Source organism: Prolixibacteraceae bacterium (genome assembly GCA_019856515.1).
Lineage (GTDB): Bacteria > Bacteroidota > Bacteroidia > Bacteroidales > Prolixibacteraceae > Halosquirtibacter > Halosquirtibacter xylanolyticus.
This window is the reverse complement of sequence record CP082230.1, coordinates 1,984,907-2,003,548: the sequence shown is the minus strand read 5'-3', so window position 1 is coordinate 2,003,548 and position 18,642 is coordinate 1,984,907. Positions and strand designations below refer to the sequence as shown.

16 protein-coding genes are annotated in these 18,642 nt (G+C 34.6%); 15 read left to right on the top strand and 1 reads right to left on the bottom strand.

The annotated features are described in order from the left end of the window. Positions 1-1,297: 1,297 nt before the first annotated feature. Entirely contained in the window at positions 1,298-2,416 is a 1,119-nt protein-coding gene (locus K5X82_07075; GenBank protein QZT38651.1) for an ISAs1 family transposase, read from the bottom strand. Between the two features lie 105 nt (positions 2,417-2,521). On the opposite strand from K5X82_07075, the gene K5X82_07070 reads away from it, so the two are divergent. From K5X82_07070 to K5X82_07000, 15 genes are all read left to right on the top strand, one after another. Continuing rightward, positions 2,522-3,649, top strand: coding sequence for a hypothetical protein (locus tag K5X82_07070; protein QZT38650.1), 1,128 nt, complete (start codon positions 2,522-2,524; stop codon positions 3,647-3,649). A 481-nt stretch (positions 3,650-4,130) separates the two neighbouring features. Further along, on the top strand, positions 4,131-4,724 hold the full coding sequence (locus K5X82_07065) for a restriction endonuclease subunit S (protein ID QZT38649.1): 594 nt from the start codon (positions 4,131-4,133) through the stop codon (positions 4,722-4,724). 190 nt (positions 4,725-4,914) lie between these two features. Continuing rightward, positions 4,915-5,139: a DUF2188 domain-containing protein gene (locus K5X82_07060; GenBank protein ID QZT38648.1), complete on the top strand. Its 225-nt coding sequence runs from the start codon at positions 4,915-4,917 to the stop codon at positions 5,137-5,139. Between the two features lie 67 nt (positions 5,140-5,206). After that, positions 5,207-6,694 (top strand): type I restriction-modification system subunit M, encoded by a 1,488-nt coding sequence (locus K5X82_07055; protein QZT38647.1) that lies wholly within the window; start codon positions 5,207-5,209, stop codon positions 6,692-6,694. A gap of 2 nt (positions 6,695-6,696) precedes the next feature. Continuing rightward, positions 6,697-7,842, top strand: coding sequence for an SAVED domain-containing protein (locus tag K5X82_07050; GenBank protein QZT38646.1), 1,146 nt, complete (start codon positions 6,697-6,699; stop codon positions 7,840-7,842). A gap of 1 nt (position 7,843) precedes the next feature. Continuing rightward, positions 7,844-9,076, top strand: coding sequence for a nucleotidyltransferase (locus tag K5X82_07045; GenBank protein QZT38645.1), 1,233 nt, complete (start codon positions 7,844-7,846; stop codon positions 9,074-9,076). Continuing rightward, entirely contained in the window at positions 9,069-9,491 is a 423-nt protein-coding gene (locus K5X82_07040; protein QZT38644.1) for a hypothetical protein, read from the top strand. Before K5X82_07045 ends, K5X82_07040 begins: the two co-directional genes overlap by 8 nt. 75 nt (positions 9,492-9,566) lie before the next feature. After that, positions 9,567-10,337, top strand: a complete 771-nt coding sequence (locus tag K5X82_07035; protein ID QZT38643.1) for a metallophosphoesterase — start codon at positions 9,567-9,569, stop codon at positions 10,335-10,337. A gap of 62 nt (positions 10,338-10,399) precedes the next feature. Beyond that, positions 10,400-11,407, top strand: coding sequence for a MarR family transcriptional regulator (locus K5X82_07030; protein ID QZT38642.1), 1,008 nt, complete (start codon positions 10,400-10,402; stop codon positions 11,405-11,407). Further along, entirely contained in the window at positions 11,401-12,162 is a 762-nt protein-coding gene (locus K5X82_07025) for a hypothetical protein (GenBank protein ID QZT38641.1), read from the top strand. Before K5X82_07030 ends, K5X82_07025 begins: the two co-directional genes overlap by 7 nt. Before the next feature lie 19 nt (positions 12,163-12,181). Next, the gene (locus K5X82_07020) at positions 12,182-13,447 is read left to right on the top strand and encodes a restriction endonuclease subunit S (protein QZT38640.1); all 1,266 of its coding nucleotides are present in this window, start codon (positions 12,182-12,184) and stop codon (positions 13,445-13,447) included. A gap of 6 nt (positions 13,448-13,453) precedes the next feature. Continuing rightward, complete coding sequence (locus tag K5X82_07015; protein QZT38639.1) at positions 13,454-16,705, top strand: HsdR family type I site-specific deoxyribonuclease; 3,252 nt, start codon at positions 13,454-13,456, stop codon at positions 16,703-16,705. Between the two features lie 2 nt (positions 16,706-16,707). Then, a complete protein-coding gene (locus tag K5X82_07010; GenBank protein ID QZT38638.1) occupies positions 16,708-17,181 on the top strand; it encodes a hypothetical protein in 474 nt (157 codons plus the stop codon). Continuing rightward, on the top strand, positions 17,138-17,869 hold the full coding sequence (locus tag K5X82_07005; GenBank protein ID QZT38637.1) for a M48 family metallopeptidase: 732 nt from the start codon (positions 17,138-17,140) through the stop codon (positions 17,867-17,869). The genes K5X82_07010 and K5X82_07005 overlap by 44 nt, the downstream gene beginning before the upstream one ends. Positions 17,870-17,909: 40 nt before the next feature. After that, positions 17,910-18,278 (top strand): hypothetical protein, encoded by a 369-nt coding sequence (locus K5X82_07000; protein QZT38636.1) that lies wholly within the window; start codon positions 17,910-17,912, stop codon positions 18,276-18,278. The last annotated feature ends 364 nt before the right edge of the window (positions 18,279-18,642 follow it).

Below are 18,642 nucleotides of genomic sequence, written 5' to 3'. Positions count from 1 at the left end.
TTGGAAAATAGAAGTAATGAATCGAATAACAGAGGTCAATTGGTGAGAAGGTTGTTTTAGCTCCCTAAACGATAGAATTCGTTATCTCAGAATTATTGTGTCCGAGAAAAGGTGGTTCTTACCCTATTCCTCATATATTTTGCCTAACCCATCACCGATTTAGTATTCAAATAATCTGTTGAGAAAGAAAAAGCGATTACCTCTTTCGAGATAATCGCTTTTCTGATTTATGTATGTGAGTAGGATTACTTCACTTCCTCAAAACTAACCGATATTAATTATCAGTGTTTTACGATTTTCTCGTACAGATTTGGTACAAATGAAGACTTCTTATTGTGCAAGATTGTATTCACTACCCAAATTTACAAAAAAGTGTCTTAAAATTGAATTAAGTACTAAAAAAATATTCAGTTGTGAGGTTTAGTTATTTCCCAATGACCACCTTTATCTGCACCAGTTCTATTTATTTTCCAATTTTTGAATTGTAAATTTGTTTTAATACAATCAATTCCCACTTCGGCTTGATTCAAAAGTATCGTGATGAGGCAGCGATCTCTTTCATTCAGATTGGAGGTAAAACTCTTTATATAACCAGTGATATTAAAGAAATCCTAGATAAGAATTATATACCTGCAATTGATTAAAATTATAGCTAGATACCCAGACTATTCTGGGTGTTTTTATATCTAATACTTAAAAAGCGAGTTGAAGCCTATTCACAAGAGAAGTATTTCAGACGTTTCTCTCCAGGACTAAATACCTTTATGGTATATGCCAATGATATTGCTAGGGAAATGCTTAGTGCCAATCATGAGCTTGTAGAAACCCTGCCTCCATTATATCAAAACATCCTCTACAAAAGCCGAAGAAATAAGGCTTTGGTAACGTTCTGCATCGCATTGTTTATGAAAAAGCTTATCCAGCCACCTAACTAAAGAATGTCATCGCGTCACCAATCTCATCTCAGAACAGTGTCAAAGTCAAATTTCTTTTGAGCTCATCCTCTCTAGTTTCAATCAAAAAAAATGATTTATATTTACGATTGGTATCTGTCCTTGTCAAGATGTTAATCCTCATACATCATTATGTTTTTTCATAATTTCATGTTTTGATTATCAATTGTTGTTCAAACGTGATAGCTTTGCGTTAAATTTAGGGATAGTCCTATATATAGTATGTATATGCTATGATAGTAAAAAAGTGCTAGGATATCTAGTTGACTAGATATCCAGTTAGCTGTAATTAATCCGATATCTCTTGCAGAGATATAATAATATTCAGGGCCTGTTCATAAAAATTATGCGGCAAAGAACTTGTTTATTTTCTCTGGATTATGAACAAGTTCTTCTCTTAATATATTTAAGTTACCTTCGTTGTTTATTCTAACTAACCCACTGCATATGAATAGCATAATAGCAGCCATAGATTTCTGTATTCCATGATTTAGGGACTTAAAATTGTCTTCTCCAAAATTGACATCTCTTATTCGATTCATCACTTCTATTTTCCAATGATTCCTTATAGCACCTGCAATTTCAGCGATATCACCATTATAATTCGTGATATAATATCGGTTTTCATTACGACATTTGCCTGTACTCATAGAAGAACTTGACCTTGTTACTTTAATCATCTTACAGATGCCACTTTCCGACCATCGAGGTTGTAGCATCTCGGTATTTATTACATAAGTCGCATAATCTCGTTGGTCTATTCTACCATGTGATTTGTCGATTTCTGACAACACTTCATCAGCAATAAGATGTTCTGAGGTATGGATTAAATCTTCTTTTAAGTGCTTCTGATTTGCTTTTATTTGCGTTAAATAGAAACGATTGTTTTGTTCAATGTCTGATAACAATCCAGATGAGTTATGCATGGCATCTAGACTTATTTTTGCAGCATCTGGCATATCCTTTATGGACTCTTTGACAACCTCCTTTTCACTCTCTTTAGTTCCATCATAGTAACCCAAAAGTTGTTGTTGATTGGTCAAGTGTGATAAAGCATAGACAATACTTAAACCTCTAGTATCCTTGGTGTTTAAATCAATACTCCCTCTTAATTCTTTCCCATCTACGGCATACCATTCAGACAAACCCTCTTTACTTGTGCGAATTGACAAGAAGGAAATGAAATCTAATGAAGATAAGACCCTAGATAGTTGAACTCTGCTAATACAATGATCAATATCCTTCTGTAAACAAACACATAAATTCTCGTAGTTACGTAACATATTACGATGAATCTTACTCATATTTAGATGTCCGTAGCTTCTCAAAATAGAGATCACTAGAAGCGTTATCACAAAGGCTAACTCATGCTTACGGCCAGAGTTACTTCTTGTATCATTAAGATTTATTTGTAGGTCGTTGTAGAATAATCTAACTTTGTTGTTCGAAAGGTCGTTGTTCATGCTTTATATCTGTTTTTAGCAATCCAAATATAATATGAATTAGCGACCTTTTATTATACCTTTATTTTATGAACAAGCCCTGTAATAATATTATGAATAAAAAATATGACATATAGTTTCTTTATTGAATGTGATGATTGTAGTAAAAAATATAGAATTCGTTATGGCTTAGGAAATAACTACCCTCAATTTGCATCTTTTCAATGCGATGATTGTTCTAAAAATATTGAAATTGGACACAAAGAATTTAAAGGGAAAATCATAATTAAAGGTGCAAAACACATTGAGGTTGATGACTCCCAATATTGGGATGTAACTGTACAGAATTTACACCCTGAAATTCCGACTCATAATAATGCGAAGAATGACCCATATTATTTTCAAACTGCAAATGTTTTTCAAAATGCTTTTAGGAATAACCTAGAAAAAGAACAATTTCAAGAAGAACAACAGAGGTGGGGTACTTTTAATAGTAAATGGGATAAAATTGAAATGCCCTTGAGAATCCTGTCGACAAAAGGTGAGATAGCTTTAAGGGAAGTATGTGGTTTAAAATTTAGAGAATTATTTAATCTGTTTAATGAGTGGTTATGGACTTTTACAAGTGGTGAATTGGAAGATGACTACGAGAATATTTGTGATGAGTATAATTCGTTAGAATTGACTGATGCTAAATTGTATATAAGGAATGATAATAAAATCTTTAATCGAATTTATGAATTGTGTAATACTTATATGAAGCGGTCTCACCAATTCCAAAGTACTATTCTATATCAAAAGTTCGGTTGGGAGGTTACGGAAGATATGACCGCAAATGTTAACTGGGAAGAAATATGTACTATATATGGAGATTTATATGAAATTGTTGGAGATCTTTTTGTGATACCTACAATCATGAATAATGTTAAGGCAGGTAGGAACTTTGATGAATTTAAGACAGTTGAATTTTCTCTTTCTAAGTATATTCAATCTGACAAGGCAAAGAGAGCAATGAATTTTGAAAATAATAGTAATTTATCTTTTCTAGCAAATTCTTATTTTTCTTGGTTACGAAACGGTACTCACCATAAGAATTCATTTCTAAATATAGAAACTAATGAAGTTGATTTGGGAACAGGCAAAGGAAGTACTATTCAAAAGAAAATTTCACTAACTGAATATGTGAAGAGTACTAATGAACTCTTTGGTGTAGGTTTAATATTATCAAGTATTGCACTAAATATGAATAAATAAAAACTGCACTTACCCCATAGTATGGACAATAAGTGTTTCAGAGGTTTGAGATAAGCACTAATTAATATTAAAGTTCGTCGAAACTTCACACATTACGTAATCATATATTGGCATATTGCTATTGGGTTATAATTTACAATACCCAACAAATATTCCTCATGATTCATGGGGAATATTTTCCTCCTTGAAGCAAATGTCTTTATTAACTCTTCTTAGATTTCCCTCATATCTCAGGCCCAAATAACATCATATTAGAGAGATTTATTCTAAATAGTGATTTATTTTAAGAGAATTTAGTGGGGATTATTTTATGTATAATACACTCATGAGAGCTGCGTTTGCGGGTAATTGCAGATTAAAAGAGGTGAAGAAATATCATAAATGCAATCAATCTGAAATGCCGTACAATTAAAAAACTATGTATTTATTAAAAATAATGTATTATCTTTGAATTCGAAACGATGTACAAAAATATTTCCTGATGATTGTAAAACTTGACGACATAGCAGAAATTCAATTTGGTCCTTATGAAAAAGGACAAGATGAAGGTCGTATTAAATATCTACTTGCTGGTCATTTCGATGATTTTTACCAGCCAACAATATTTACGAAAAGTTATATTGACTCATCTGAAAAAACAGATAGATTCCTTTTGCAAAACAACGATGTGATATTAGCAGGGAAAGGGCAACGAATTTTTGCTTGGGCATATAACGATACAATAGGTAAGGCTGTGCCATCTTCACTTTTTTATATCCTCCGCGCAAAAGTGGAATTTATTTTAGGTGAATATTTAGCCTACTATCTTAATTCTCAAAAAATGCAGTTTGAGCTTAAATCTATTGGTGCTGGTGCAACAATTACCTCGATTCCCAAAAAGGAATTAGAGCACTTAAAATTGATAATTCCATCAATCGATGAACAGAAGCGGATTATTAAATTGGGTAATCTACTCGATAGAGATGTCGAATTAACAGCAAAATTATTAGAGAATAAAAAAGACCTCAAGCGAGGTTTGATCAATAAGTTGATTACTAATCAAATAAGTGTGACAAAGACAGTAAAAAAGTCTTAAAAAGTTAGTCGCTTTTTAAGACTCTGTAATAAGGTGTTGTTGAGGCTCAGGGGCTTGTCACCCAACTGAGTTTAATAATGTTTCGCAAAACAAAGATATGCCTTAATTATCACTTTGCAAAATTTGCAATGACTCGGCTAACTCGTCCTAATCCGTAACAATATTGGACGATTGCAAAATTGATAAAATTATGGCTAATACTAGACACGTAGTACCAAATCACGATGGTGGTTGGGATTCTAAAAAAGGTGGAGCATCAAGAGCTTCTAAACATTTTGACACAAAAAAAGACGCTGAAAATTACAGCAGAGATCTTTCACGTAAAGAAAGTTCTGAATTGGTTATCCACGGCAAAAATGGACAAATCCAAAGAAAGGATTCCCATGGGAATGATAATTTTCCACCAAGAGGATAACTAAATTTAATAATCAAGGATAAGCAAATAGACTTGCTTCTCTTTAATTCAATAAAAAAATAGAAATATGAACAATAAACTAACTCAAGATATAATTAATCAAAAGGTTTGGAAAGCATGTGATACTTTCCGTGGAACCATTGATGCAGCTCAATACAAAGATTATATCTTAACCATGCTCTTTATAAAGTACATCACTGATGTGCAAAAAGAAAAGAAAGAAGAATACATGCATAAGTACAATAGCGATGCTGAGCGTGTAGATCGAGCTTTAAAACACGAAAGATTCAAAGTGCCTGAAGAAAGCTCTTTCGACTTTATTTATGAGGAGCGTAACGAAGACAATTTAGGTGAGCTCATCAATATTGCTTTGGAAAACCTCGAAGATGCCAACCGTTCCAAGTTAGAAAAGGTGTTTCGTAATATTGACTACAATTCAGAAGCCAATCTTGGACAAACGAAAGATAGGAATAGACGATTAAAAAATCTCTTGACTGACTTTTCTGACCTGAACCTAAGACCTTCGAATTTGGAAGATAATGATGTGATTGGAGATGCCTATGAATTCTTGATTGCAAATTTTGCTTCGGATGCAGGAAAAAAAGCAGGCGAATTTTATACACCTTCTATGGTTTCTAGCTTATTGGCAAAGTTAATTGAGCCAAAAGATGGAAATAGGGTATGTGACCCGACTTGTGGTTCCGGTTCTTTACTATTAAAAGTGGCCAAGGAGATTTGTAGTAAAAATCTTTCTTTAAATGGGCAAGAAGTAAATGGAAGCACTTGGGCTTTGGCTCGAATGAACATGTTCTTGCATGAAATGGACAACGCTAGAATTGAATGGGGCGACACAATCAATAGCCCACAGTTGGTCGAGAATGATTCTCTTATGAAGTTCGATATTGTCGTTGCAAATCCTCCTTTTTCTCTGGACAAATGGGGAGCCGATGACGCCAGTGCCGATCGTTACCTCCGTTTCCATAGAGGAGTTCCGCCAAAAAGTAAAGGGGATTATGCCTTTATTACCCACATGATAGAAACCCTGAATGAACACGGTAGAGCGGGCGTAGTATTGCCTCATGGTGTCTTGTTTCGTGGAAGCTCCGAAGGGAAAATCCGTCAGGCTTTAGTCAAGGAAAATGTATTAAAAGCGGTAGTAGGTTTACCTGCTAACTTGTTTTTTGGGACAGGTATTCCAGCTAGTATATTAATCTTCGATAAGAATAAAGGGGAGAATACTGATGTGCTCTTCATTGATGCAAGCCGCGAGTTTGATAATGGCAAAAACCAAAGTAGATTAAGAGTCGTCGATATTGAAAAGATCTATACCACATATAAAAACTGGGAGAGTATTGATAAATACAGCTATGTGGCTACTCGTAAGGAAATAGAGGATAATGACTACAATCTAAATATCCCTCGTTATGTTGATACTTTTGAAGAGGAAGAACCAGTAGATATAGCTGCAACTCAAAATGAAATAGTCAATTTAAAGACAGAATTGACTGAAGTTGAGAAACAAATGGCTGGGTATTTAAAAGAATTGGGATATTAGAGATGGGAAAGAAAAAAGATAAAGAACCGAGACCGCCTATTCCTGCAAATACAAAAGCACGACTTTGGCTAGCCTCTGGAGGCAGGTGTCAATTCAAGGGTTGTAATAAAGCATTATGGTCTCATTCTATCACGAGAAATCTTATGAATAAATCATATATAGCTCATATATATGCGTTTTCTCCTGAAGGTCCTCGATATGATAAGATTTTATCACCACAGCTTGAAACAGATTATAACAATCTGATGCTTATGTGTGATGAATGCCATCGTTTAATCGACGCTATGCCTGTTAAAGAATATACTGCTGAGACTCTTATCCAAATGAAGAAAGACCATGAGGCTAGAATTGAGCTGTTGACAGGTATTCAACCTAACAAGATGACTCATGTTATCATGTATGGTGCAAAGGTTGGTAAACACGATTCTCCGCTAAGATACGATAGCGCTGTACAAGCTGTTATACCACAGTATTATCCTTTAAGTTCCAATGCCATAGAGCTTGGTATGAAGAATACTGTCATTGAAGATTCAATGCCTGAATATTGGAACATTCAAGAGCAAAACTTATGTGCCTTGTTTAAAAAACAGGTTGAATACATTAAAGAGAATGATGGAATACAACATTACTCGATTTTTGCTCTTGCACCTCAACCTTTGTTGATAAAACTGGGGACCTTATTAAATGATATTTATTCTGCTGAAGTATACCAATTACACAGAGAACCATCAACATGGGCATGGCAAAATGATGATAAATCAATTGAATATGAATTGGTCATCCCAGAAAAACGTGCCAATGTAGTTGCATTAAAAATTGAACTAAGCGCAACAATAACTGATGATCGATTAACAGATGTAATGGGTATTGATGTTGACATTTGGTCTATAAAAATTGAAGAACCTTATAACGACTTTCTTCAAAGTAGGCATCAACTCAAGCTTTTTAGAGAATTTATCAGGAAAGCATTTGATAAAATAAAAGCGATTTATGGTCAAGATGCTGTTTTAAATATATTTCCTGCAATGCCTGTTTCTACAGCTATTGAACTTGGACGTGCATGGATGCCAAAGGCGGATATGAGTATGCTCGTATATGACCAAAATAGAACGCTTAATAAATTTATTAAAACCCTGAAAATTAAATAATATGCAACTAACCACTGAACAAATAACCCAATTTAGTGATATCCTCGAAGAGTTTGGTAAAACACTTGATATTACTAAAGAGCAACATGAACAAGCTTTAAAAAGCTACGAATTTGTTGCTAACCATTTAGCGTCCGTAAATTCCCCACTTCACAGATATAATCCGGAGATTATTCCGCAAGGTTCTTTCATGCTTGGAACCATGGTGAAGCCTCTTCAAAAAGATGAACTTGATGTTGATCTTGTGTGTCGTCTTGAAGGGAAAAATCTGGATTGGACGCAAAAAGATCTTAAGATGGTGGTTGGTGACCGCCTAAAAGATCATGGCACCATAAAGAATCTTCTTGAGACTCCAGATGGAAGAAGGTGTTGGACGCTACAGTATGCCGATTCTGCAAAATTTCACATGGATATCTTGCCTGCAATTGTGAGTACTGATTATAAAACCATACTTGCAAAAGCATTCTCAGCTAGACAAATGGAGAATCCAGATTCTTTAGCTATAAGAATTACAGATAGAGAAATGGACTGTTATGATTCCTCAAATCATCCAGAAGACTGGTTGAAAAGTAATCCTTTTGGATATGGAATATGGTTTGAGCAACAGGCTACTATTGGTTTTACAAAGGCTGTTATGATGAGTGAGTCTGTTCAACCTTTGCCTAAATACCATGAAAAGAAACATCCCTTGCAAAGAGTTGTTCAAATTCTTAAACGCCATAGAGATATGATATTTAATGGGGACGATGATAAACCTATCTCTATTAGTATTACAACATTGGCAGCCAGAGCTTACAGAAAAGAAACAGATATTCTTCAAGCATTAGTGAATATTATTGATCAAATGCCTAATGAGATAGAAGAGAAATATTCTGAAGAACATGGTAGATCAATTAAATGGATCGCTAATCCTGTGAATGATGAAGAAAACTTTGCTGATAAATGGCCTGATACCCCTAGAAAGCAGGATAATTTCTACAAGTGGATGGCTAAAGTTCGTGAAGATGTTCATGCTGCAATGTCAAATACGAATAAGGGACTACCTGCCGTTGTGGAGTCACTTAGGGATTCATTTGGTGAAAAAGATTTTAATGATGCGTTTAATAACTATGGAGTTAATCAAAGACTTTTAAGAGAGTCAGGTAAAATGAAAATGGCGGCTACTACTGGGACAGTTGGTCTTATTGGAAGGACAACTATTGCTCAACATCAAAACTTTGGCATAGATGAGTAGTGTGTCATTGGCAGCCCAAGAGGGTGCCCTGAAATCCTATTTCCCTAATTCCATAATTAAAAGAATTAGAGAAAAGGAGATAACATGGACGCATGATGTAACTCCTTCTCCATTAAGTGGAACCTATAAAATACGTCTCCATTATAAGATGGGAAGAGCTCCTGAAGTCTTTGTGCTTGAACCAAAACCTTTAAAACTTGCAGAAGGGCAAATAGTACTTAAACATGTTTATAGCACACCAAAGCAGAAACTTTGCTTATACTACCCATTGGCTAGAGAATGGTCTTCATCTATGTATTTAGCAAACACTATAATACCATGGGCTTGCGAATGGTTACTGCATTATGAAATATGGGCGGTAACAGGTGTTTGGAATGGTGGAGGCATTGAACATTCAAGTGAAGATAAAAAATAAAATGAGTAAGTAATAATTATTCAGTATGTGCAATTATTGCACATACTGAATCTTATTAGATAATTTGATATAATAATGATGATTCAATATTGTTCTGACCTGCATTTGGAGTTTCCAGAGAATGAAAAGTTTCTTAGGGCGAATCCTATAGAACCTATAGGCGACATCTTGATTCTCTCTGGCGATATCGTTCCCTTTGTTGTCTTGGATAAATATTTATGGTTTTTCGAGGACCTTTCCAGTAAGTTTAAACAGAGCTACTGGATTCCTGGAAATCATGAATATTACTATTCTGATATATCCAGTCGTACGGGTGTTATAAATGAAAAGATTTTTTACAATGTATCATTGGTAAACAACCACTGTGTACAGCATGATGATATTACATTCATTTTCTCTACTCTATGGTCTAATATCAGTGAACAAAATCAATATTTTATACAGAATAGACTTTCTGATTTTGTTGTCATAAAGAATCAGAATAGATCATTTCTACCTCTTGATTATAATGAGATGTATAGAGAATCGATTGATTTTATTAAAAGCGCACTTAATCATTCTGCAACAAAATTAACAGTAGTAGCTACTCATCATGTGCCTACTTTTCTGAATTACCCTGAACAGTATAAGGGTGATATGCTTAATGAAGCTTTCGCATCCGAACTCTTTGAACTCATCGAGTCGTCCAATATTAATTATTGGATTTTTGGGCATCATCATTCTAATATAAACGATTTTACCATTGCAGATACACTGCTTCTTACTAACCAATTGGGATATGTTAGAAATAATGAGCATCATTTGTTTAAAACAAGTACAATTAATGTTGCAAGTTTAAAACAATAAACCTATAATTGCATAATAAACTGAGTGGGTTTATTGTGCAGTTTCAAGTTTAATTATCTGATATGGAATATCTGAAGACGTATTTGAAGGAAATATTGGGAGAGCCAATAGGTATAGAAAGGCTCCCTAAGAATCAGTTGAAGGTTATGCCGCTTTATATATATCATGCTTATAATATATATGAAACGACCTTGTTGAATCAGCATGTTATATTGCTTGAAAATAAGAATGTTGATGATTTTAAGATTTCACAAACAGATAAACATATTGAGCTTTTGAGAGAGGCGTTCAGTATGCCTGTTGTACTCGTATTAGCTCAATTAGCTTCATATAATCGCTTACGATTAATCGATAAAAGAATCAATTTCATTGTACCTGGCAAACAACTCTTTATTCCTGACTTAATGATGGATCTTCGAGAGTCTTTTGCTCCTTATAAAAAACAAAACAAAGAGACGCTTACACCTTCAGCTCAGTTGATTGTTTTATATCATATCTTAAATAGAGACGAAGCAGAGGCGATAAAAAATCTTTCTTTTAAAGAAATTGCTGAGAAACTGGTTTACTCGTCAATGGCGATAACCAAAGCTGTTGAAAATCTTAAACAACTTGACTTGATCGAAGTTCAGGGGCTTAAAGAGAAGAGAATTAGTTTTGTATATGATAGGATTGATTTATGGAAAAAACTGAAAGAGAATGGATTCTACCGTGATCCTGTTCTTAAGAGAGTTTTTGTTGATGAGATTCCACATGACACACAACTTTTGAGGAGCAATGAGTCTGCTCTTACTGAATATTCAGATATGAATCCTTCAAGACAGTTGTTTTTTGCCATTGAGAAGAATGCTTATTATGCTTTGCAAAAGAGTAATAAATTGGTAAATGAGAATAAATACGAAGGGCGATATTGTTTGGAGGTTTGGAAATACAACCCCTTAACACTTGCTGAGATTTTTAACAGGTATCCTAAGATTGTCGATCCACTTTCGTTGTTTATCAGTTTTATGGGGGATAGTGACGAACGTATTGAAATGGCATTAGAACAAATTGAAGAGAAATACTTATGGTAAGAGGAATAGATATATTTAAAGAGTTTTTTAAATATTTTACGGATAACTATATCATCATTGGGGGGACGGCTTGCGATATTCTTATTAAGGAGGCAGGATTCTCACCTAGGGTAACTAAGGATATCGATATCATCTTAATTGTCGAGGCTTTAAGTAAAGAATTTGTAGTTCAGTTTTGGGAATTTATAAAGAAAGGGAATTATGAGCAGCGCGAAAAAGGGGAGGGTGACCATAATTATTACAGGTTCATAAAGCCTGAAAATAAGGAGTTTCCTTATCAGATAGAACTGTTTGCTAAGAATCCTGACTTATTGGATTTGGATGAAGAATCTCATCTTACTCCCATACCAACCGATGCTGAACTTTCCAGCCTGTCTGCCATTTTAATGGATGAGAAATATTACAAGTTCACTCTTGATAATAGCGAAGTGAAGGATGAGGTAAATATTGCCAATACCATTGCCCTTATTTGCCTAAAGGCTCAGGCTTTACTTGATTACACCCAAAGGTCACTTGAAGGGGAGATAGATTGTTCCAAGCAAATTAAAAAACACAAGGCGGATATGCTACGTCTGACACTACTTCTTGTTCCTGGTGAAAAAATAGAAATTCCAGATGTAATCAATGAGAATTTGAAAAGCTGTCTTGAAATTATGGCTAAAGAACCACCTGGCAAGGAAATGTTTAAGAGTATGGGGATTACAATTTCTCCAGATAAAGTGATTGGGCAATTTAAAGAGTTCTTTGAACTATAATCAAGGAAAAGAGAAATAAATGACAATATATAACGAAAATAAAACAGGCTATAAAAAAACTAAGATAGGTTGGATTCCTGAAGTGTGGGAAATAACACGAATCTCAAATATAGTAGCTTCAATAAAATCTGGTGTAAGTGTTAATTCTACAGATAGAACAAAATTGAATAATGAAAAAGGTATTCTTAAAACTAGTTCTGTTTATAATGGAATATTTATTCCTGACCAAAACAAAGCAATTATTTCAGTTCAAGAGTTAATAAGAGCAAGATTAAATCCTAAAAAAGATTCGTTACTTATTAGCCGGATGAATACCCCAGATTTGGTAGGTGCATGTGCATATGTGGCTAAAACAGAACAGGATCTGTTTATCCCGGATCGTTTGTGGCTAACAGAGTTAAATAATAAAATTGTCAATGCTAGGTGGTTTAATTTTCTATTGAATTCCCAATATTACAGATTTCAGATTAAGAACAGGGCAACTGGAACAAGTAATAGTATGAAAAATATCTCAAAAGAAAGCTTTACTGGTATTAAAATCCCTCTACCCCCTCTCGCTGAACAACAAAAAATAGCAGAAATCCTTTCTGTATGGGACAAAGCCATTGAGCATATTCAAAACCTTATTGGGCAACTAAAGCTTCGGAAAAAAGGATTAATGCAGCAATTACTAATTGGTAAGTCACGTTTGCCTGGTTTTAGTGGGGAATGGGAAAGTTGTCCTCTAGGTAGTTATATTTCAGCTACTTTAAGACCAGTTGATAAACCGAGCTTTAATTATCTAGCTCTAGGTTTGAGAAGTCATGGTAAAGGTGTTTTTCATAAAGAAAATTTTGATCCTGATTCTATAGCAATGGATACATTGTATGAAGTAAAAGAGTATGATTTAATTGTCAATATTACTTTTGCTTGGGAGCAAGCCATCGCTATCGTTGATAAACAGGATGAAGGTGGATTGGTTTCACATCGTTTCCCAACATTTACATTTAATGAAGGAAAAGCATTCCCTCATTTTTTTAGATACTTTGTTTTGCAACCACGTTTTAAATATTTGCTTAATTTGATTTCACCAGGTGGAGCGGGTCGAAATAGGGTGATGAGTAAAACAGACTTTCCAAAATTAGAAGTAAAGATTCCTCCATATATGGAACAACAAGCTATAGCTAAAGTCATAGCTGCTGCTGATGAGGAGATACAAATACATGAATCATACTTATCTCAATTACAGACACAGAAAAAAGGTCTGATGCAACAATTATTAACGGGTCAGAAAAGGGTAAATTAATAATATATGGGTACACCATCATTTTTAGAAGATCACATTTCTCAATTACCAGCAATTCAACTGCTCATAAATATGGGGTATCAATATGTAACGCCTACACAGGCGGTTAAGTGGCGGGGAGGTAAAGCCTCTGCGGTATTGTTTGAGAATGTTTTGCGAACTCAGTTAAAGAAAATTAATAGTATTTACCGTAAAGGAAAAGAGTATGAATTTTCTGATGCTAATATTAGCGCTGCAATTTTGGCAATCAAAGATCTTCCAATTCAAAATGGTTTCATCAATGCAAATGCTGCATTATACGACCAGATTACATTGGGGAAAGCTTTTGAGCAAAGCATCGGTGGTGATAAAAAAAGTCATACCCTGCATTACATAGACTGGAAAAATCCTGAAAACAATAGCTTTCATGTCACCGAGGAGTTCTCTGTGTTGCGTACTGCTCGTACCGATCATTACCGACCCGATGTATTGCTCTTTATAAATGGCATCCCCACCGTTATTATCGAATGTAAAAGCCCATCATTAAGTGGCACCAAGTCACCAACAGACCTGGCTGTTGAGCAACATATAAGGAATTTTAGTAAGGACGGGATTCGTTCTTTATATGTGTATTCAAACTTATTATTGAGTTTAGCCACCAATGATGGTAGTTATGCCACAACAGGTACCAGTAAAGAATTTTGGGCAAAATGGAAAGAACAATTCACCAACAAAAAAGCAGAAGAGGATTATTGGACTTCTCTGAAAGAACTTAAAAATAAGCCACTCTCCGAAAATAATAAAACAGATCTGTTTTCTGATCGATTTAAGTACGTCAAAAATTATTTCGATACTTTGGAGCAAGAGGAAAGACCGCTTACCAAACAGGACGAATTGCTCTATAGCTTGTGTCAACCTAAGCGTATTGTCGATTTTATTCGAAATTACACCTTGTACGATGATGGCACTAAGAAAGTGGCTCGTTACCAGCAATATTTTGCGGTAAACGAAACGCTAAAAAGGGTGAGCGATTTTGACAATACAGGTAAGCGAAGGGGCGGAGTTATTTGGCACACTCAAGGAAGTGGTAAATCACTCACTATGGTAATGCTGGCTCAAATGATTGCATCAAGCAGTGAGATCAGTAACCCCAAAATCATATTGGTAACCGACCGGATAGATTTGGATGATCAGATTTCAGATACATTTAAGAAGTGTCAGAAAGAAGTGAATCAAGCAAAAACGGGATCTCACCTAGTAGACTTAATAAATGACAGTGGTGATGCTATCATTACCACCATCATCAATAAGTTCGAAGCTGCTGTTAAGCAATGTAAAAAGCCATTTATGTCTCCCGACATCTTTGTGCTGATCGATGAGGGGCACAGAACGCAATATGGCTCTTTTAATGTGAGTATGCAGCGAGTATTTCAAAATGCGTGTTTTATAGCCTTTACAGGTACGCCTTTAATGAAAAAGGAAAAGAGTACTGCTAACAAATTTGGTGGCTACATAGGCAAGGCATATACGGTAAACGATGCTGTTGAAGATGGTGCAGTTGTCCCTCTTTTGTACGAAGGGCGACATAATCTGATTACTCTAAATTCAGAGCCAATTAATCGATTCTTCGATAAAGTATCTGAACCATTAAGTGATTACGGGAAGATTGCTTTAAAGAAGAAATTTAATACCATAAATGAGCTCAATAAAGCAGATCAGATAGTTTATGCCAGGTCATGGGATATTAGCGAGCATTATACCGATTTCTTCCAAACAAATAACGATGCATATAAGCCAAAAGCACAGCTGGTGGCACCTTCTATTAAAACCGCTTTGCTTTACAAGCATTATTTGGATGAGATAGGGAAAGTAACTTCTGAAGTTGTTGTGACGCAGTCTGATCAACGTAAAGGAACCACAGATGGGTTCTATAATGTGAACGAAGAAAAGGAACGTGAAGATGCTTATTTTAAAGCCATGATCGATAAGTATGGTGATATCAGGAAGTATGAAAAAAGCATTATCAATCAATTCAAAAATCGGGAGGATCCTGAAATTATCATTGTGGTTGCAAAACTTCTCACAGGCTTCGATGCGCCCTGTAATACAGTTCTTTATTTGTGTAAATCACTAAAAGAGCATACCCTTTTACAGGCTGTTGCTAGAGTTAATCGTGTTTTTCCGGGTAAAGACTATGGTTACATTATCGACTACTATGGAAATCTGGAGAATTTAGATGGCGCACTAAGTACCTATTCGGGACTAGAAGGTTTTGAAGAGGGTGACCTTGAAGGCTCGATGACCAATTTGAATGAAGAGTTAAAAAAGCTACCGCAATCTCATTCGGAATTATGGGATATATTCAAAACTTTAAAAGACAAAAATTTTGAAGCCACAGCTTATGAAGAATTTCTGTCTCCGGAAGATATCAGAAACAAATTCTATGAGAAGTTAAGCACTTTTTCAAGAATGTTAAAAATAGCATTGTCTTCTGTTGATTTTATGACGAATACGGCTGCGGCAAAAATTGAGAACTTTAAAAGTGATGCTAAGTTTTTCCTTAAACTCCGTGTGGATGTCAAAAGACGTTACAACGACGAGATGTCGTATAGAGAGTTTGAGCCTCAAATTCAGAAGCTCATTAATAAACATATTTCTACCGAAGGCGAGATCATGAAGATTACCGAATTGGTAAATATCTTCGATAAAGACGAGCGTGAATCTGAGGTTGGAAAATTGGTGGGAAAAGCAGCACAAGCCGATCACATTGCCAGTCGTACAATTAAGGCTATAAATGTGAAAATGCAGGAAGACCCTGTTTATTATCGAAAATTGGCAGATCTTATTAAAGATACCATAGAAGAGTATCATCACAAACGCATGAGTGAAGCTGATTATTTAAATAAAGCCAAAGCCTTTGAAGACAAGTTCTTTAAAGGGCGTTCTGATGATGCCCCTGCCCAATTGATTAATAACGAAGTGGCTTTGGCATTCTATAACTTCAGTAAAACTATTTTCGAAGATGTAGATTTACTCAAGACACCTTTTCATATTGAGGTGAGTTTGGTAATAGATAATACCGTTAAAGAATACATTTATTTAGATAAGAAAAAGATCGTCGATTGGCACAGAAACAATGATGTGACAGGAAAAATAAATATTGAATTGGGTGATGCCATTTATGATCTATTCCAAAAATATGATTTAGATACCAACTGGGATAAAATAGACAATCTTATCGAAGAATGTATGAAGATTGCAATCCTTAAATACAAATAGTCATGGATAAATTAATATCACTTCTGCCATCCTTAATATTAGGAGCCTTTGGCTTAATTGCAACGATATCGTTTTCACGATCAGCAAAAAAACGAGAGGATGATAAAATGATGAAAGAGCTTTTCTCAGAGTTTAATAAAAGATATGATAAATTAAATAATCGATTGAGTCAAATTGTTGAGTCGAATAAAGGAGCCAATTCAATAAATGATTTAGCAAAGATAGATAAGGCAGTGATTATTGATTTCTTTAATTTGTGTGCAGAAGAATATTTTTGGCACGATCGTAATAGGATTGATGAAAAAATATGGCTCAGTTGGCAGGCGGGAATGAATAATTGGTACAATCATAAAAATTCAATTATTCGTGATTTATGGAAAGAGGAAATCAAAATTGAATATGGCAAGGTGAGTTATTACATAGTTAATGGGGATGAATTCTTTAAAAGGAATAGGAGAGATGGAGGAGCAGATTAAATATGGAACATCAGTTATTGAATACACTTTGGAATTTGCAAAGCGTAAGACGCTTGGCATTAAAGTTTATCCAGACAAATCTGTAAGAGTTATAGCTCCTATGGATACCAGCATTGAGAAGATAAAGGAGAAAATAATAAGTAAAGCGGGCTGGATCATCAAACAACAAGATTTTTTTCTCACTTTTCATCCATATACACCCGCCCGAAAGTATATCAGTGGAGAAACTCATTTGTATCTAGGTAAGCAGTATCGACTGAAAATATTCGAGTCCGATAAAGAAAAAGTGAAACTGCAGGCAGGTAATATCAATGTCTTTGTAAAAAGTAAAGCCGACAAATATAAAATAGAGAAACTTCTAAAAAAATGGTACAAGAACAAAGCAGACTCTCATTTTCAGAAACTGTTTGAAGAATGTATCCCATTTTCAAAACAATTTTACACTGGGGAACCTGTGCTCAAGTACAGGTGGATGGATAAACGTTGGGGGAGTTGTGATAAAAGAGGTCAGATACATCTCAATCTTGAACTCATAAAAGCACCTAAAAAATGCATTGAGTATGTCATCATTCACGAATTGTGTCACCTGGCTCACTTGAACCATAGTACCGAGTTTTATAAATTATTGGATAAACAATACCCTGACTGGAGAACAACTAAAGATCGATTGGAAAAATTGTTGGTTTGATGAAAAAATCAAGATGTAAGTCATTTATTAATAATAATCTATGTCAAAGGAAACGTTACTGGTTAAGAACCCATTTATAATAATATTACCAATAACAATATCAGCAATTGCATTGTTTGTAAGTGTCTTTCAGCTTGTGGTTTCACAAAAGCAAAACACGCATAATATTAAACTTGTAGAGCCTAAAATAGAGCTTTCAATTTTTGATGCGAGTCATGAAATTAAAATTAGTTTTAAAAATAAAGGACTTGGTCCCGCTTATATAAAGTCTGTGAAATTTATTGATTGTGAAGGAAGTCTACTCAATATGTATCAATTTATGGATGGCTTGTGTTTATTGTCAGGAATTGAAGATCAGTCTTTTCATGTAGCTCATTTTGGATCTGAATCAATAATTTCTAGCAATTAAGATTTTGTTTGGTTTTCTTTTTCCAATAATGAAATACATTCTTCTTCTGATGTCGTTTTAACTAACAATATTAAGAAACACTTGAGTGTGTTAAACGTTGAAATTAAATATGCAGACATTTATGGAAATGAACAGAAAGCATATAAAGCAATTTTTTTTTAAGAAGTACTGACACTATGATAGTAATAATTGAAAGTCATATATTATAGCGTTTCACCTTGGATTGTTGCATGATACCTGCCATGTACTGTCATAATTTCTATTGGTCATTGCATCTTTTAACCCCTCCTTGTAAGCAGTAGTATGGGAAAGGATCATATACCCATTATTGAATGATCTCAACAGTAAACCTCATTCATTGCTT